This window comes from Veillonella denticariosi JCM 15641, from assembly GCF_002959855.1.
In the GTDB taxonomy this organism is placed as follows: domain Bacteria; phylum Bacillota; class Negativicutes; order Veillonellales; family Veillonellaceae; genus Veillonella; species Veillonella denticariosi.
Genome location: NZ_PPDB01000007.1, coordinates 564,453 through 579,609, shown reverse-complemented (window position 1 = coordinate 579,609; position 15,157 = coordinate 564,453). Strand labels below are relative to the sequence as shown.

The 15,157-nt window shown below is 35.4% G+C and carries 11 protein-coding genes; 9 read left to right on the top strand and 2 right to left on the bottom strand.

The features are described from left to right. Nucleotides 1–144: 144 nt before the first annotated feature. A complete protein-coding gene (locus VEHSUH05_RS08240; protein WP_105091281.1) occupies nt 145–1,350 on the top strand; it encodes an MFS transporter in 1,206 nt (401 codons plus the stop codon). A gap of 299 nt (nt 1,351–1,649) precedes the next feature. Here the strand turns inward: VEHSUH05_RS08240 and VEHSUH05_RS08235 are convergent, their stop codons facing one another. Continuing rightward, on the bottom strand, nt 1,650–3,149 hold the full coding sequence (locus VEHSUH05_RS08235) for a DASS family sodium-coupled anion symporter (RefSeq protein ID WP_105091280.1): 1,500 nt from the start codon (nt 3,147–3,149) through the stop codon (nt 1,650–1,652). Between the two features lie 237 nt (nt 3,150–3,386). Between VEHSUH05_RS08235 and infC the strand changes: the two genes are divergently transcribed. The 5 genes from infC to VEHSUH05_RS08205 all read left to right on the top strand — a co-directional run bounded on the left by infC (nt 3,387) and on the right by VEHSUH05_RS08205 (nt 5,844). After that, nucleotides 3,387–3,941, top strand: coding sequence for a translation initiation factor IF-3 (infC, locus tag VEHSUH05_RS08230; RefSeq protein WP_174678711.1), 555 nt, complete (start codon nt 3,387–3,389; stop codon nt 3,939–3,941). A gap of 18 nt (nt 3,942–3,959) precedes the next feature. After that, entirely contained in the window at nt 3,960–4,157 is a 198-nt protein-coding gene (rpmI, locus tag VEHSUH05_RS08225) for a 50S ribosomal protein L35 (RefSeq protein WP_008714218.1), read from the top strand. A 46-nt stretch (nt 4,158–4,203) separates the two neighbouring features. After that, entirely contained in the window at nt 4,204–4,554 is a 351-nt protein-coding gene (rplT, locus tag VEHSUH05_RS08220) for a 50S ribosomal protein L20 (RefSeq protein ID WP_105091279.1), read from the top strand. Between the two features lie 142 nt (nt 4,555–4,696). Further along, complete coding sequence (locus VEHSUH05_RS08215) at nt 4,697–5,011, top strand: DUF6693 family protein (RefSeq protein WP_054673708.1); 315 nt, start codon at nt 4,697–4,699, stop codon at nt 5,009–5,011. Nucleotides 5,012–5,484: 473 nt separating this feature from the next. Next, nucleotides 5,485–5,844, top strand: coding sequence for an MmcQ/YjbR family DNA-binding protein (locus tag VEHSUH05_RS08205; RefSeq protein WP_054673704.1), 360 nt, complete (start codon nt 5,485–5,487; stop codon nt 5,842–5,844). Nucleotides 5,845–5,931: 87 nt separating this feature from the next. On the opposite strand, the gene VEHSUH05_RS08200 is transcribed toward VEHSUH05_RS08205, so the two are convergent. Next, nucleotides 5,932–7,914 carry a DUF2075 domain-containing protein gene (locus tag VEHSUH05_RS08200; RefSeq protein WP_105091278.1) on the bottom strand — a complete coding sequence of 661 codons (1,983 nt, stop codon included), beginning with the start codon at nt 7,912–7,914 and terminating at the stop codon, nt 5,932–5,934. Nucleotides 7,915–8,005: 91 nt separating this feature from the next. On the opposite strand from VEHSUH05_RS08200, the gene VEHSUH05_RS08195 reads away from it, so the two are divergent. From VEHSUH05_RS08195 to VEHSUH05_RS08185, 3 genes are all read left to right on the top strand, one after another. Continuing rightward, nucleotides 8,006–9,310, top strand: coding sequence for a hypothetical protein (locus tag VEHSUH05_RS08195; RefSeq protein WP_054673702.1), 1,305 nt, complete (start codon nt 8,006–8,008; stop codon nt 9,308–9,310). A gap of 39 nt (nt 9,311–9,349) precedes the next feature. Further along, a complete protein-coding gene (locus tag VEHSUH05_RS08190) occupies nt 9,350–11,455 on the top strand; it encodes an AAA family ATPase (protein WP_146104589.1) in 2,106 nt (701 codons plus the stop codon). Nucleotides 11,456–11,797: 342 nt separating this feature from the next. Continuing rightward, the gene (locus VEHSUH05_RS08185; RefSeq protein ID WP_245875952.1) at nt 11,798–14,938 is read left to right on the top strand and encodes a DEAD/DEAH box helicase; all 3,141 of its coding nucleotides are present in this window, start codon (nt 11,798–11,800) and stop codon (nt 14,936–14,938) included. Nucleotides 14,939–15,157: the final 219 nt, after the last annotated feature.

The following is a 15,157-nucleotide window of genomic DNA, read 5'->3' as shown; positions in this document are numbered from 1 at the left end:
ACTGAATAATTCATAAGATTAAGAAATGTATATTGCATAATTACGTTTAAGTTGTATAATTTAATACTAGTGAGCTTAATATAGAGGTAAAGTTTGCTTAGATTCTCTTTAATTGTTACCTGTGAGTAGCGAAAGGAAAAATGTATGAAAGATGTAAATTCTTATGGCTGGAAAGCAGTAATCGGTTCTTCTATCGGTTATGCTATGGATGGTTTTGACCTTCTTATTTTAGGCTTTATGTTGAGCCTGATTTCTGGTGATTTAGGATTATCTACGGGGCAGGCGGGGTCGCTCGTAACGTGGACCTTGATAGGGGCCGTAGTCGGCGGGTTCGTATTCGGTACCTTATCGGATAAATTCGGTCGTGTTCGTGTACTAACCTGGACGATTGTTTTATTTGCTGTTTTTACCGGACTTTGTGCGTTGGCACAGGGATATTGGGATCTTCTCATATATCGTACAATTGCCGGTATCGGCTTAGGCGGAGAGTTCGGTATCGGTATGGCCTTGGCTGCCGAGGCTTGGCCTGCTAAACACCGTGCCAAAGCGACCAGTTACGTGGCTATCGGTTGGCAATTGGGCGTATTGGCTGCGGCGCTTTTAACACCTGTATTAATACCTGTCATCGGTTGGCGCGGCATGTTTATGGTGGGAATTATTCCGGCCTTTGTGGCGTGGATTTTCCGTGCTAAACTACATGAACCGGAAATCTTTGTCCAAAATAAAGAAAGTCATCAACATTCTCATAAGAACTCGTTTAAACTTTTGGTGAAAGATGTTAAAACAACAAAAACATCTATCGGTGTAGCCGTTCTTACATCTGTACAGAATTTCGGTTATTACGGGATTATGATCTGGTTACCGAATTTCTTGAGTAAGCAGTTGGGTTTTTCACTTACAAAATCCGGTTTGTGGACAGCTGTCACCGTATGCGGCATGATGGTAGGGATTTGGTTATTTGGTCGATTAGCCGATAAGCTTGGTCGTAAACCGACATTCATTCTATTCCAAGCCTGTGCAGTCGTTTCTATTTTAGTGTATTCTCAGTTATCAGATCCAACCGTTATGCTCTTTGCCGGTGCTGTTTTAGGGGCTTCCGTAAATGGTATGATGGGCGGCTATGGGGCATTGATGGCGGAAGCTTATCCGACGAGTGCTCGTGCCACGGCTCAAAATGTATTGTTTAACATTGGTCGTGCAGTTGGCGGTTTTAGTCCGATGGTAGTAGGTATGATTATCTCCATGTACTCCTATCAAGTGGCAATTGCCTTCTTGGCTATCATCTATGTAATTGATATATTGGCAACGATATTCTTGATTCCGGAACTGAAAGGTAAAGAACTGGAATAACACAATTAGCACAGAATAATTAGTTTAAATTGTTAGTGTAAATTAGTGTAAATTATTCGTATAAAATAAATAGTACAAAATAATCAGTATAAAATGATTAGAATGAATAACTAGACATTCTTAAAGCGCTATCTTCGGATAGCGCTTTTTGTCATTATTATTAAATTGTTAGCTTTATTAAAATAATTTATAAAAGTTAGTTTTTACTAATTGACAGCAGGATTTTTGCATTCTTATCGAAATCTTGAGGGTACAAAATAACTGAAGTATAAACAAACGCTTCAGATGGAAAGAAACCGCTATGCAATCCCGATCCAGTGCCAGTATGTGAGAGCAAATACGAGAATCATCATATAACCGATGATAGTTAACGGAATACCGGTAGACATATATGTTTTAACATCGAATGTATCTGTACCGTAAGCCACCATGCCTTGAGGTGAGTTTACAGGCAAGATGAGACCGAAGCAGATAGTGTATTGCATGATCATGGTCACGCCTAGCGGATTGAGGCCGTCCGCGCTGTGCCCCATAACGATAGAGATAACAATAGGAATCATTGCGGACGAGAGAGCTGTTGCCGAAGCAAATCCTAAATGGATAACGATGAGGAAGGCCGCCATGATAGCGATAAGCAAAAATACGCTGGCCATTTCGAGTGAGAAAGCATTTACGAACACTTGAGCAAGCCAGGTTGCCGCTTTTGTTTTTAGTAATACGGAGCCGAGACCGATGCCGGCGCCGAACATAACGATGGAGCCCCAGTCGATATGTTGTTGTGCGAACTTCCAGTCCATAATCCCGATTCCAGGAAAGAAGAATAGAGCAATCGCGATGATGGTGGTAGTGGTCGTATCGATGGTATGTAATTTACCGCCTGTAGCCCATAACGCAAGGAGTCCGAGAGAAATACATAACAGTTTCTTTTCATCCAAGGACATGGGACCGATTTCCCGGCGCATTTTGGCAAGCTGTATATCGCCACCGACGAGTTCTTTAAATTCCGGTTTAATTAATGCCTGTGTTACGAAATAGGTGATGATAACCATTATAATGGAAAATGGTGCAGCAGCCGTGAGCCAGTCGATCCAGCTGACGGTGGTATTCATCTGGGTTTGCATGAAGCCTACCGCAACGAGGTTTTGAGCCGCTGCCGTTTGAATCATAATGTTCCAGAATGTATCCGCCTGTACAGCACCTACCATGAGGAGGGCCGCGACGCGGCTTTTGCGTTCAATACCTAAATTTTCAACAATGCCGATGATAATCGGAGCCAAGCAGGCAATACGAGCCGTTGCACTCGGTACGAAGAAGGCAAGAATAAGCCCCGTAATGATAATGCCCAGATAAATGCGGCTCACTTTGGTACCGACACTGGAGAGAACAAGCATGGCGATACGTCGATCAAGGCCTGTTTTACGCATGGCTACGGAAATAAACATGGCGGCACCTACGAGTATCATCGCCGGTGATGAATAGCCGGAAATGATGAGCTTTAAGGCATTGGTCGTACCTAAAGCCTTGGCAGGTGCCTCCGGATTAGGAGAGAATCCTAATAATAACGCAGTAAGGGCTGTAATCATGGTGGCACTTACCGGATACGATACGGCGGATGTCATCCACAAAATAATGGCAAAGGCGAGAATGCCGATCATGCGATGTCCGCCGGTGGATAACGTTTCCGGTGTCGGTAATAATAAAATACCGCCCAGCACGATAAAAGCGAGTAGCAGTCCTATGTTCTGGACCGTAGTACGCGCTTTTGCGGGCGATGAATTGAGAGGAGTATTTGTACTCATGATAAAACCTCTTTCTTCAGGTAGACAAATTATTCTTTAAGTAGTCAAATCGTTCTTCAGGTAGACAAATCGTTGTACTTTATTGTATCATAAAAATCGTAGCAAATAGCAGGCATACAGTCCTTGACTTTTACCATGGTATTTGTTATTATAATTAAGTAATTTATGAAGCAGAGGCCATCCGCCACTCACCTGATATCGAGAAGTATGAGGTTATATATAGAGAACTCTATTCGGATGGTGTTTGCCATCCGTTTTTTATTTCTCTTGGAGGTGAACGCTATTAGCAAGGATACACCACGTATTAATGAAGAGATTCGTGCCCGCGAACTTCGTGTCGTAGGTCCTGAAAATGAACAAATCGGTATCATGTCCGGCCGTGAGGCATTGGCATTAGCCGAGGAACAGCATCTTGATCTTGTTGAAATTGCACCTAACGCTAAACCGCCGGTAGCTCGTATTATGAACTACGGTAAATATCGTTATGAACAGCAAAAACGCGAGAAAGAAGCGAAGAAAAAACAAAAAATCGTAACTTTGAAAGAAGTCAAATTACGTCCACATATTGAAGACCATGACTTTTACGTTAAAATGAAAAATGCATCCAAATTCCTGGCGGAGGGCAATAAGGTAAAAGTAACCATCATGTTCCGCGGTCGTGAGCTTTCACACCCTGAACTGGGCATGGCGGTATTGACACGTTTTGCTGATGAACTCAAAGAAACGGCGTCTATTGAAAAAGCAGCTAAGTTAGAAGGTCGTAACATGACCATGATTTTAGTAAGTAAGTAATGTATTGGGAGGATTATTATGCCAAAGATTAAAACTCGTCGCGCAGCGGCTAAACGTTTCGCAGTAACAGGTACTGGTGAATTCAAGCGTGCAAAAGCTTTCAAAAGCCACATTCTTGAAAAGAAATCTCCAGCTCGTAAACGCAATTTACGCAAAGCTACATTGGTCGCAAAGGCTGACCACAAACGCGTAGTTAAATGTTTACCATACGCTTAATCGTTAACAGTTAATCGATCATATCGTAATTTAGGAGGAATATACAATGGCAAGAGTGAAAAAGGGCGTTACAGCTCATGCACGTCATAAGAAGATTTTAAAATTAGCGAAAGGTTACCGCGGTACACGTTCCCGTTTGTTCAAAAAAGCAAACGAAACAGTAATGAAAGCGTTGTACTACGCTCGTCGTGACCGTCGTGCGAAAAAACGCGAATTCCGTCAATTGTGGATCGCTCGTATCAACGCAGCGGCTCGCATTAACGGCACAACTTACAGCCGTTTCATCGCCGGTTTGACTAAAGCAGGCGTTGAAGTGAACCGTAAAATGTTGGCTGACCTTGCAGTTAACGATGCAGCAGCATTCGCTAAACTTGTTGACGTAGCTAAAAACGCTTAATAGCAACACAAGATATATAAAGGACTCTCTCTGGAGAGTCCTTTTTGGTATGGTGAAAGTGGGATTCATAAGATGCATTAATTAGCTAAATATTGTATAATAAATTCATTATGTTAAATTATTTTTATGAGGAGAGAATTTTATGACAGGACAAATGGAATCTCGCTTTGAAGGCTCTGTACTCGGATATATCGGGTATACTCTGGCAGCCTTTCTGATTACGGTATGTACCTTCGGTATTGCATTCCCTTGGGCGGAGGTTATGTTCCGAAGTTGGATTTGCCGTAATACGATTATTAATGGTAAACGACTTTACTTTGATGGCACCGGTGCACAATTATTTGGCAGCTATATCAAATGGTGGTTCTTCACATTTATTACTTTTGGCATTTATAGCCTTTGGTTGTTCAATAAAATGACACATTGGCGCGTTAAGCATACACACTTTATGGAGTAATAGTATAAGAAATATATTTTAAGTATTAAAGCCTATAGTACACATTCAGTACTATAGGCTTTTGTCGTATCCGATATATTATTTTCTACATCCGCCGCATCCTCTGTAATTAGATGTAGGATTGCAATAGCTTTGGTTATTATTGTTACAAGTTGTATTACTAGAGTTATTGCAGTTGTATTGTGTAGTAGTATTACAACTTGTTTGGGAACCATTGCATACATAATCGTAAGCAAATCCTGTAGATACAGCAGCAGTCACGGCTAAAAAGGTCATGACGAGTATACGTTTTGTAAATCTCATATGTATCACCTCCTTGTTTCTATACTTATATTGTACTACTATAAGTCAAATAAAATATGATACTATATTTTATTATATTATAAGTTGTTTTAACATTGGTATATTATAGGATAAATGCTGTATGAGTAGATATGTATTAAAGTTAGTCTATATAAACGAGGTGAGATATTATGAATCGTAATGAATTAATTCATTACATACAAAAAGAATATATCTGTGATGTGGACTATCCATGGGAAAAATATCCTGAGTATATAGTTATTCGGCGTAGAGATAATCAAAAATGGTTTGCCGGAATCTTTACCATTCGTGGACAGCAGGTAGGCCTCGATACAAATGAAGCGCTGGATGTAGTAAAACTTAAATGTGAGTCTGATTTAATTCCTACTCTAATTCGTGAAAGCGGAATCTATCCTGTGTATCATATGAATAAACAGCACTGGATCTCGGTGGATATTGAAGGATATAAAGATATAGAGAAACTTAAAATGCTGATAGATATGAGTTATAGATTGGTTGGTAAGAAGTAATAGTAATGTATATAGATTTCGTTCTTAAATATAAGAGCCAGTGGTGCTATAGAAATAGCACTACTGGATTTCTGTTTGTATAGAATACTATAACTTATGCGGCTTGGGGTGAAGTTCATCTATATTAGAATTCGGTTTGTCGGCGGCCATTGGTTGTGTCGCTAGAACAACTTGAGGTTCATCGTAAGTATAGCTTAATTGATGATTATAGGTTAATTTAAAATAATTGGATAATCCTTTATTTGTACAGTAGATGTAGCAACCTTTTTGGCCACGTGTCATTAATGTACGGTATGTATTTTTTACAATTTCATTTGCAATACGATGTCCTTCTTCAGGGTTTTCTTTTAAAAGTTTTTTGATACCTTTGATAGACTGATCTGTTTTAGCACGTTTATTAATATCTACGATGAGTTTGCCATTTTCATAACGTAGATCATCACCGATAATAACACCTACGTATTCAAATTCAAGGCCTTGAGTGGTATGAATACAGCCCGCTTCATTAATAGAATCTGGATCTATTGCATATGTGGTAGAATTCCCTAAGTTCCAGCTGATTCCAAAATTATGTTCCGGTATTTGGATATCTTTTATAAGAGAAGTTGTTCGACCTTCCTTAGGCCAATCCCAACAATAGCCTGCTAGAACTCGAGATTTATTGTTTATTTCATTTTTTGCTTTTATAGCATCATACATTTCATTAGGGTTATCATAGATTCTGAAATCATAATCTCCTTCAAAACCATCATAATTTGCTGTTTCAGCAATTTGGAGGACATTATCTAACCAAGCTAAATAGCCGTCAGAGCCATTACAACGGAATTGAGATTCTAGGGCTCCTTCATATATAATAGCTTTTTGTTCAGTACTAAACTTTAATATTTTATCGATAGTACCGGCGTCTTTAAAGGTGACACGTTGATTTTGATCAATAAAAAAGACACTAAATAGAGATGCATTAATAATTTCTTTGATTTGGTTTTCACCTTCATTTTGGTACATTCCAGATTTTTCACGTAATCTATGTGCTTCATCAACAATTGCAATTTGAAGTGCATTTTTAGAGCGCGTATGGAATGTACCACTACTTTGAAATAATGCTTTAATCTCTGTTTTCTTAAACCCTTTTTGTAGCATAGTACTATATACATTACGTGGTGCAGCATTAGATGTAATGTATTGAGCCATATAGCCATTATGAATACATTCTGCCAATAAGTTTATTGCTACAACACTTTTACCAGTGCCGGGACCGCCACGAACAATATATACAGTTTTTTGATTGTTCTTAATAGCATCTAGAGCAGCTTTTTTTATGCGTTCGAATTCAACCTTTTGATCATCGATGAGTACAAACTCTTTATTACCTTGTAGCATACTTAAAATAGAATCTTGCAGAGCTTTAGATGGTCTTAATTTACCATGCTCTATTGATTCCATAATGTTTGTAGTGTCAGGCTTTGGAATATACGTTTTAATAAAATCACGGAGCCTGTCCATTTGCCCTAATGTAAACATTGGAGATATATCTAATATTCCACGATAAATTGGATCTCGCAATTCTGGTGAAATACTTTCATCAAAGTTATGTAAAAAGGCACATGGATGAAGCTCAATAGGTCTAGTTTGTACATCTTCATTAAAGTTTTCAATGAGACTACAGTAAGACCACGCTTGATAGGATGGATGTGTGACTTCATGGAGTCCACCACGGAGATAGGTAGATACAATATTATCTTTATCAGTTACTTTGAAAGCTTCGCCCCATTGCTTCAACTCCACAATGACTACATGTTCTTTATTCTGTTGATCTAATCCGGTAATAATAAAGTCGACCCGTTTTTGCGTGTTTGGAACGATATATTCAATGGCAACACCAGCTAAATCAGGTATAGCAAAATCACGCATGACATTAGCCATATAAGATAATGAAGTCTGCCATGAATGAATTTCAGATTCGCCAACACGACGATATTTTTCTGTTAATGATTGATGTAACTTTTTGACCAAGACACCTTGCTCAAAATCTTGGATAAAAGATTGTTTTGTGGAAGAATAGATAATCATTTTGTAATCCTAATTTAAAGATGAAGGAATTTTCATGAAAGGCGTTGAATAATATAATTATATCATATTCGTATTGTATAAGGAGTTTATAATGAAAAGTTTAGATGAACTTTATTTAACTTGTCGTGATGAAATCTCTAAAAAGTATATTTTAGAAGCTATTAAGTGCTATAAAGGAGGGGCATTTCGCTCTTGTATAGTAGCAACATGGATTGCTTTAGTATATGATTTTATTGGTAAATTACATGAGTTGTCAATGGATGATGAGAATGCAAAAGCTTTGTTTAACAAAATAGAAAATTATAGGATTAATAATAATATAAATGGGACCCTAGAGTTTGAACGAAAATTACTAGATACAATGAAGGATGATTATTCGTTATTATCTCCTGTTGAATATAATGATTTAAAAAGATTAAATGAAGATCGAAATCTATGTGCGCATCCATCACTTATTGATGAGATTACTCCTTTTCAGGCAACACCTGAAATTGCTAGATATCATTTAAGAAATGTTATTGAATATGTTTTATCAAAGCCACCTGTACAAGGAAAAGCTGCATTAGAACGAGTTAAACGGATGTTAGACTCTATATATTATCCTAAAGATGAAGCTGGAATAGAGGTATTTTTGAACGATAGTCCTTTAGGTCGTGCGAAAGATAACTTGAAAATTCAGTTTGTAAACATTTTGGTATCAAATATAGTGAGTGAAAATGTTGAGACAGAAATAAAAAAAAGATGTATAAAAACTTTATCTGTATTTATTAATATGAATTACCAGTTAATTAAAAGTAAACTCTTTAAAAAAATGGCTAGAATACCTACAGATATAAAGGTAAAACAAATGTATTTTCACTGTGTGATATTGCTTAAAGTTCCTGAATTACTTGAACATGCATCCGAGTCAGATATTATTCGAATGAAACAATATGTACAATCTGATGCACCAATACATAGTTTAAAACATTTTTATAGACAAGAAGTTTTTAAAGTTGCTACAGAAGAGAGGATAGAGTCGCTAGATAATGAGGACTTAGTGAAATTTTTAGAGTGTGAACCAATTGCGAAGTTTTTAGAAAAGTTAATACAAATCTTTAGTGCCTCTAATAGTTTCAGCTCTGCTGCATATCGATTTTCCTCTTATATTCTTCCGTTAAGCATTCATTTTAACAAAGAGCAAATAAGTCAAATAATTCTAGCAATTATTGATAACTACCAAATTAATAATTCATTTGCAATGGATGAATATTATTTAGAGTTTTGTGAAAAAATAAATCCTGAGGCTGTTGATCTTGGTGTTTGGAAGGTATTTATAGAGAAAAATATTTTACCTAGATCTGCTTATGAAGCTATAGTTAGTAAAATACCAGAACTAGAAAATAAGAACGATTAAAATTGTAATGATATTTAGATTTGACTATTATAAAGAAGTGTGGAAGATAAAATGATAGAGTATATAGAACTGCCTACTAATCGCTTTAGACAAAATAGACTTGAAAATTTGAAGTCAAAGAACTTTATATTTGGTAAAAACGGAACAGGGAAAACCTCGATAGTGACATGTATAGAAGAACAGTATAGTGAAGAATATGATGTTCGTATTTTTCAAGGGTATGAACGCATTGTTGCGGAACAAGGTCAATTAAATTCAATAGCTTTAGGCAAAGAAAATGTTGCTTTACAACCTAGGATAGAAGAGGCTGAAGCTGTTGTAAGTAAATTACAAATGGAATTGGGAAATGAGAATAGTGGATTATACAAAGGTTTAAATGATCAGTATACAAAGGTAAAGACCATTAAGGCTGATTTTGATAAATTTTTTTCAGATAGTGCTCGTAAATTAAAATATGAACATCCGGAACTTGTTGGTGTTACTTATAATAAAACTGGTTTTAAAAGAGATATTAGCTTAAGCAAGAAAGCATCTGATACAGAGCTAAATAAAGCAAAAACCAATATTAATCAAAATATAGTTGAAACGGGACCCATAGTTAAATATACATGTGAATCTTTGTCTCCCTATATAGAATCTGTAAATCAGTTACTAGTAGTAGATATTATAGAACCAACATCATTAAGTTTTAATAGTGATATTGAACGTAATTGGGTACAAAGTGGTATTTCTTTGCATGAAAATATAGGTACTTGTTTATTTTGTGGAGCAGATTTGCTGCCTGAGAGAAAAGCATTACTGAGAGATTATTTTAATGATAGTGTAAAAGAAATTAATCAAGCTATTATAAGTTTACTTAATGAAATTAAACATTTAAAGATAAAAGTTAAAGACATGAATGATATAGATGAGTTATGTTTTTTGACAATGTTCAATTTGAGAATCAAAGATTTAAATTTACAACTATCTAAAATTAGAGAGAATAAATTATGTATTTTAGATGTGCTAGAAACAAAATTGAAAGAGAAACAGAATAATATCTTTTCGATTGTTAATCAAGTTGAGATTTCTGATAATAATAATGATTTTGAGGTTTTTGGGGAAGAATATAGAAAGTTATATCATGAAAATAATCTTGCAAATAATGAGATTGAGAAGATTAAGATTCATTCACGTAACGTTTTGCTTGCTGATTTAATATTTCAAATATGTGATTCATATGGCTATTCAAGTAAGAATGAAGAGCTGATCTCTGCAGAGACTGAGTGGTCTCGACAGAATGATTATATTCAAGAGAAAGAAAGGGCTTTAGAAGAAGCAAAAGAAAATGTTAAATTTTTAAAACAACAAACAGTAGATGAGACTATAGCAGCAGATACTATTAATAGATTACTAGCAGGTTTAGGAAACAAATCTTTTACTCTAGTAAGAGCGGAGTCAGATAATCAGAATGGTAGTTATATAGTTCATGACTATAATGGGGTTGTTCGCGATATTAAATCGCTTAGTACTGGTGAAAAAAATATAGTGGCATTTTTGTGGTTTATAAGTAATCTAGAAAATCTTGTATTAGCTGAATCAAAACCTCAAGTAGTTGTTTTTGATGATCCGATGAATAGTAATGATGATACAACTCAATACCTTATTATTTCTGAATTACAAAAGTTAATTAGGGCTAATAATGGGAAACAAATTTTTCTTTTAACCCATAATGTACATTTTTATTTGAATATTCGTTACAATTATTGGAAAAAAAATCTATCTAAAAAATGTACTTATCACTTAATAAAGAATGGTACACATACGGATATCAAATTAATTTCAAACGAAATACAGGATTTTAAAACCGCATATGAGGCTTTATGGCGCGAGCTTAAGTGGTTATTTGATAATGAAGAGGCAAAACCAGAGTATTTATTAAATCCAATACGACGTATTATAGAAACATTTGAGAAATTTAATTGTATTGATAATATGTGTAGAAACTTTCGTGAAGCTGAAAAGCTTTTCGATGTAAATTCTCATTCAATAGATGATCTGGAGGCAGAGTTAAATGGCAAGGATAAAATTATAATTATTAATATTTTAAAAGATATATTTACAGATAATCATGCATCTGAGCATTTTGATAGTCATTGGGAATAAATTTTCTAAAAAATGTTATTAACATAGTTTACTTTAAAATGACTTGATATTTGTCAGGTCGTTTTCTTTTTATTTGATTTTCATGAAATCTCTTTATTTTACCTGTATAATATTTTCATTAGTCTAATGAGAGGGTAGATATAGATGAGAGATACTGCAAAGCAAATTATAAATTATTGGTATTCACTTGAATGTTTGCAACCGAAAGAGGTTCCTAAGTATAAAGCAATTCCTAAGAAGTATATTAAATAGCTCTTATTTACTATTGAAAATGATACAACTACTATTTATCAACAGTCTGTAATAAAACCTTATTGGAAAAGAACAAATTCACGTGTTTCTATGTATGTAGTACCGTTACCAAATGATCCTTATAATTACTCTATTATTGATGAGATTAAATATTTTAAGGATGAAAAGAACTATGTTTTAGATGATGAACATGCTGTTCTGTTATGTGTAGTTAAAGGGACTGAAGTATTAGAGGCTTTCATTGATAAATTAGAAATTGAACATCCTGAAAAACCATATTTAGGGAATGTGTATAGTGCATCATTTATCGTTGATGCAGAGGGATACTATAAAGAGGGCAGTTTACAAATTGCTCCTTTTATTTGGGTGATTCATCAAATGATGTCTCAGCCTGATGTGGAGTTTAAAGATATTAAGTTAGATGGCTGGGATGAGGTTGTTAAAGAAATCGAGGATGGTTTTAATCTTCCTGAGGAAAAGGTATCCCTTGATAAGGCTGCACGTGTGATCAATGCGTATATACAAGAGCATATTCTGGAGCCTATGGGCGTTACCATGTTTCGTGCCGGTGATATTTATGGTTATTGCGGTTTTAAGGAAGAGGAGATTCAGCTTGTTAAAGCTGATACAATGCCTATTAATGATTTAAAATCTAGTTTTTTCCTTGATGATTTACAGTTGGTCTTACGGCACATTGATACATTAAAGGATAATGATAAGGTATTATCTTATATCAATAGTCTTAATCAGGATATTGAGCATTATGATTTGTTGAAAGATACTGAGCAGATGCGAAATTGGTATAATCCGAAAGTTTTACCATATGGTCGATGGCCTTCAAAGTTTAACTTATCCTTTATGCAACAAATTGTTGTTAATATTGCTAAGGAGAATCCTAAAGATATCTTTTCTGTTAATGGCCCTCCCGATACAGGCAAAACCACGTTATTGAAGGATATAATTGCTAGTAATATTGTTGAACGTGCTGCTAAGTTTTGTGAAAGTAATCATGTAAATGATATCTTCAAAAAGGTTGTGGGCCAGGATGGGACATCTTTTTACTATGATATACCTAGTGATATTGCAGCATATGGCATGCTGGTGCTTTCATCAAATAATAAGGCCGTTGAAAATATTACATTAGAATTGCCAAATAATTCATCTGTAGAAGAAGGAACCAATGGATCTACATTGTTTAAGCCCGATTCCTCTGACCAACAGGTTGATTTATCTTGTTTCGCTAAGGATGAGAAATATAAATATGTTAAATCAAGTGAGGTATACTTTACATTTTTAGCGGATCGTTTAGCGGAGAGTAATGAACAATGGGGCCTAATTTCTGCGAGACTTGGTAAGAAATCTAATATAAACACCTTTATGCCTGCATTAAATGTATTATCCTCAGATATGTCCTCTATTATGGGTATTCCTGATACTCAAATTACTTTTGAAAGTGCTAAAAGACAGTTTCAGGCTCAGTATAAGCTTGTGAAAACATTGTTTGCTTATGTAACAACATATGAAGAGAACACCCAATCAATTCAAGAGTTAAAGTTTAAAATCAATCAGTTACAAGAGGAAGTTGTTTCAATCAATGAGCAATTAAGTCAATATGATACATTAGATGATGATTTGTTGAAGTTGATAGAGCGTAAAAATAGTATTGAGTCTAAATTAATAGAGTTGAACAGTAAGCGTTCTATTATTGATAAGATTTGGAGTGCTACTAACTGGTCTATTTTAAAAGCCATGAGCAATACTGCATTGTTATCAGTTATTGACGAGGCGACTACAAATCTTCAAAAGGTTAAAGGTCAATTGGATGCATTACATCAGTTAGTTAATGAGCGTGAATCTATAATCAATACGAAAGAGGGTTTATTAGCTGATATTAAAGGGTTTGATAATACTCTTCAGAAAATAGAAGAAACACAGCAAGATATTTTAGGTACATTAAAAATTAGTACTAAAGATTCTATACATTGCTTTGGTGATATATCGTCAAAGTTAATGTCATCTGATGAGGACCGTGCAGAGGCTCACACGGCGTTTCTATATGTGTGTAACTATTTAAATGAATGTAGAGAACGTTTACTATACGATGCCTTACAATTACAAAAGGCGGTCGTTATGAGTGATGCTTTCAGAAAAAACATGCAATTACTTAGTCAGTATTGGGGCTCATTAAGTGATAGGAAAAAATTGCAGAAAAACTTTGATCTTAACATTATTTTCCCTGCACTAATTAATTCTTTGATGATTGCAGTGCCTGTTATTTCCTCCACCTTTGCTGCTGTGGAAAGGTTTTTGATTAATTGTAAAGATAAAAACTCGTTAGGGACCATCATTATTGATGAGGCGGGACAAGCATCACCTCATATGCTTGTAGGAGCCTTATTCCGTGCGCAAAAGGCAATAGTAGTTGGTGATCCTAAACAGATTGAACCGGTACAAACTGTGCAGGATTTATTTGTCGAAAAAATTGGTGGCGAAGGTATTGGCAAATATCGGAGTAAAGAGTTATCTGTACAAAGTTTAGCTGATGCACAAAATCCGTTTGCAGGCATTATCAAAAATCTTGATAGTTCCGAATCTTGGGTCGGTTGTCCACTTGTTATTCATAGACGTTGTAAAGATCCAATGTTTACAGTCGCTAATGAGTTATCTTATGGTGGTTTTATGATTAATAAGACTATCAATCCGAAAGAGCCTATTGAGCCATGCAAAGAGAGCTGTTGGATAACTTATGATGCAAGTAATATTGAATCTACTACGGGTAAAGATAGATATGTACACGTACAAGGCCAAATTGCTTTTGAACTGATACAAAAATTACGAGCAAGAAATACCAAATTTAAAGATATTTTTATCATTACACCATTTACCAGTGTTGCGTATGGTTTTAAAAAGTATATGGAATCCGTCAGCGATGATATTGTGAACTGGACGAAGGAAGATAATAAGAAAGATTGGTTAAATGATAATATCGGTACGGTTCATACCTTTCAAGGCAAAGAAGCTAAAGTCGTTATTTATATGTTGGGCTGTCAAAGTGATGACTCTGCTAATGGAGCCATTAAATGGGTTAACGCTAATAATGTAAATGTAGCCTTTACAAGAACAAGGGAATATATCTATGTTATTGGTGATGCTCCGAAATGGGCAGAACTCAATAAAAATCTTGCATTCGCGCAAAGATACCTACCTGTATATACTTTGGAGGATTTCTAAGTAAATCCATGAGTTGCGTAACGAGAATAAGATATTGCTATTCTTTTGAATAATGAAGATTTATAGAAACAAACAGGGAAAGAAATCATATGATTTCTTTCCCTGTTTAGATATGATATAATTTATATCAAAGTGAGGCATAAATGGTTTCGACGCCAGACTTCGCTTCTAATAAGAAAAATTGAAGAAACGGTCTGACTTCTATGTCGGGCCTTTTTT

Bases quoted from the DNA above. Each gene is read 5' to 3' on its own strand.
- VEHSUH05_RS08240 (WP_105091281.1), top strand. From the start codon at position 145: ATGAAAGATGTAAATTCTTATGGCTGGAAAGCAGTAATCGGTTCTTCT.
- VEHSUH05_RS08235 (WP_105091280.1), bottom strand. From the start codon at position 3,149: ATGAGTACAAATACTCCTCTCAATTCATCGCCCGCAAAAGCGCGTACT.
- infC (WP_174678711.1), top strand. From the start codon at position 3,387: ATGGTGTTTGCCATCCGTTTTTTATTTCTCTTGGAGGTGAACGCTATT.
- rpmI (WP_008714218.1), top strand. From the start codon at position 3,960: ATGCCAAAGATTAAAACTCGTCGCGCAGCGGCTAAACGTTTCGCAGTA.
- rplT (WP_105091279.1), top strand. From the start codon at position 4,204: ATGGCAAGAGTGAAAAAGGGCGTTACAGCTCATGCACGTCATAAGAAG.
- VEHSUH05_RS08215 (WP_054673708.1), top strand. From the start codon at position 4,697: ATGACAGGACAAATGGAATCTCGCTTTGAAGGCTCTGTACTCGGATAT.
- VEHSUH05_RS08205 (WP_054673704.1), top strand. From the start codon at position 5,485: ATGAATCGTAATGAATTAATTCATTACATACAAAAAGAATATATCTGT.
- VEHSUH05_RS08200 (WP_105091278.1), bottom strand. From the start codon at position 7,914: ATGATTATCTATTCTTCCACAAAACAATCTTTTATCCAAGATTTTGAG.
- VEHSUH05_RS08195 (WP_054673702.1), top strand. From the start codon at position 8,006: ATGAAAAGTTTAGATGAACTTTATTTAACTTGTCGTGATGAAATCTCT.
- VEHSUH05_RS08185 (WP_245875952.1), top strand. From the start codon at position 11,798: ATGTATGTAGTACCGTTACCAAATGATCCTTATAATTACTCTATTATT.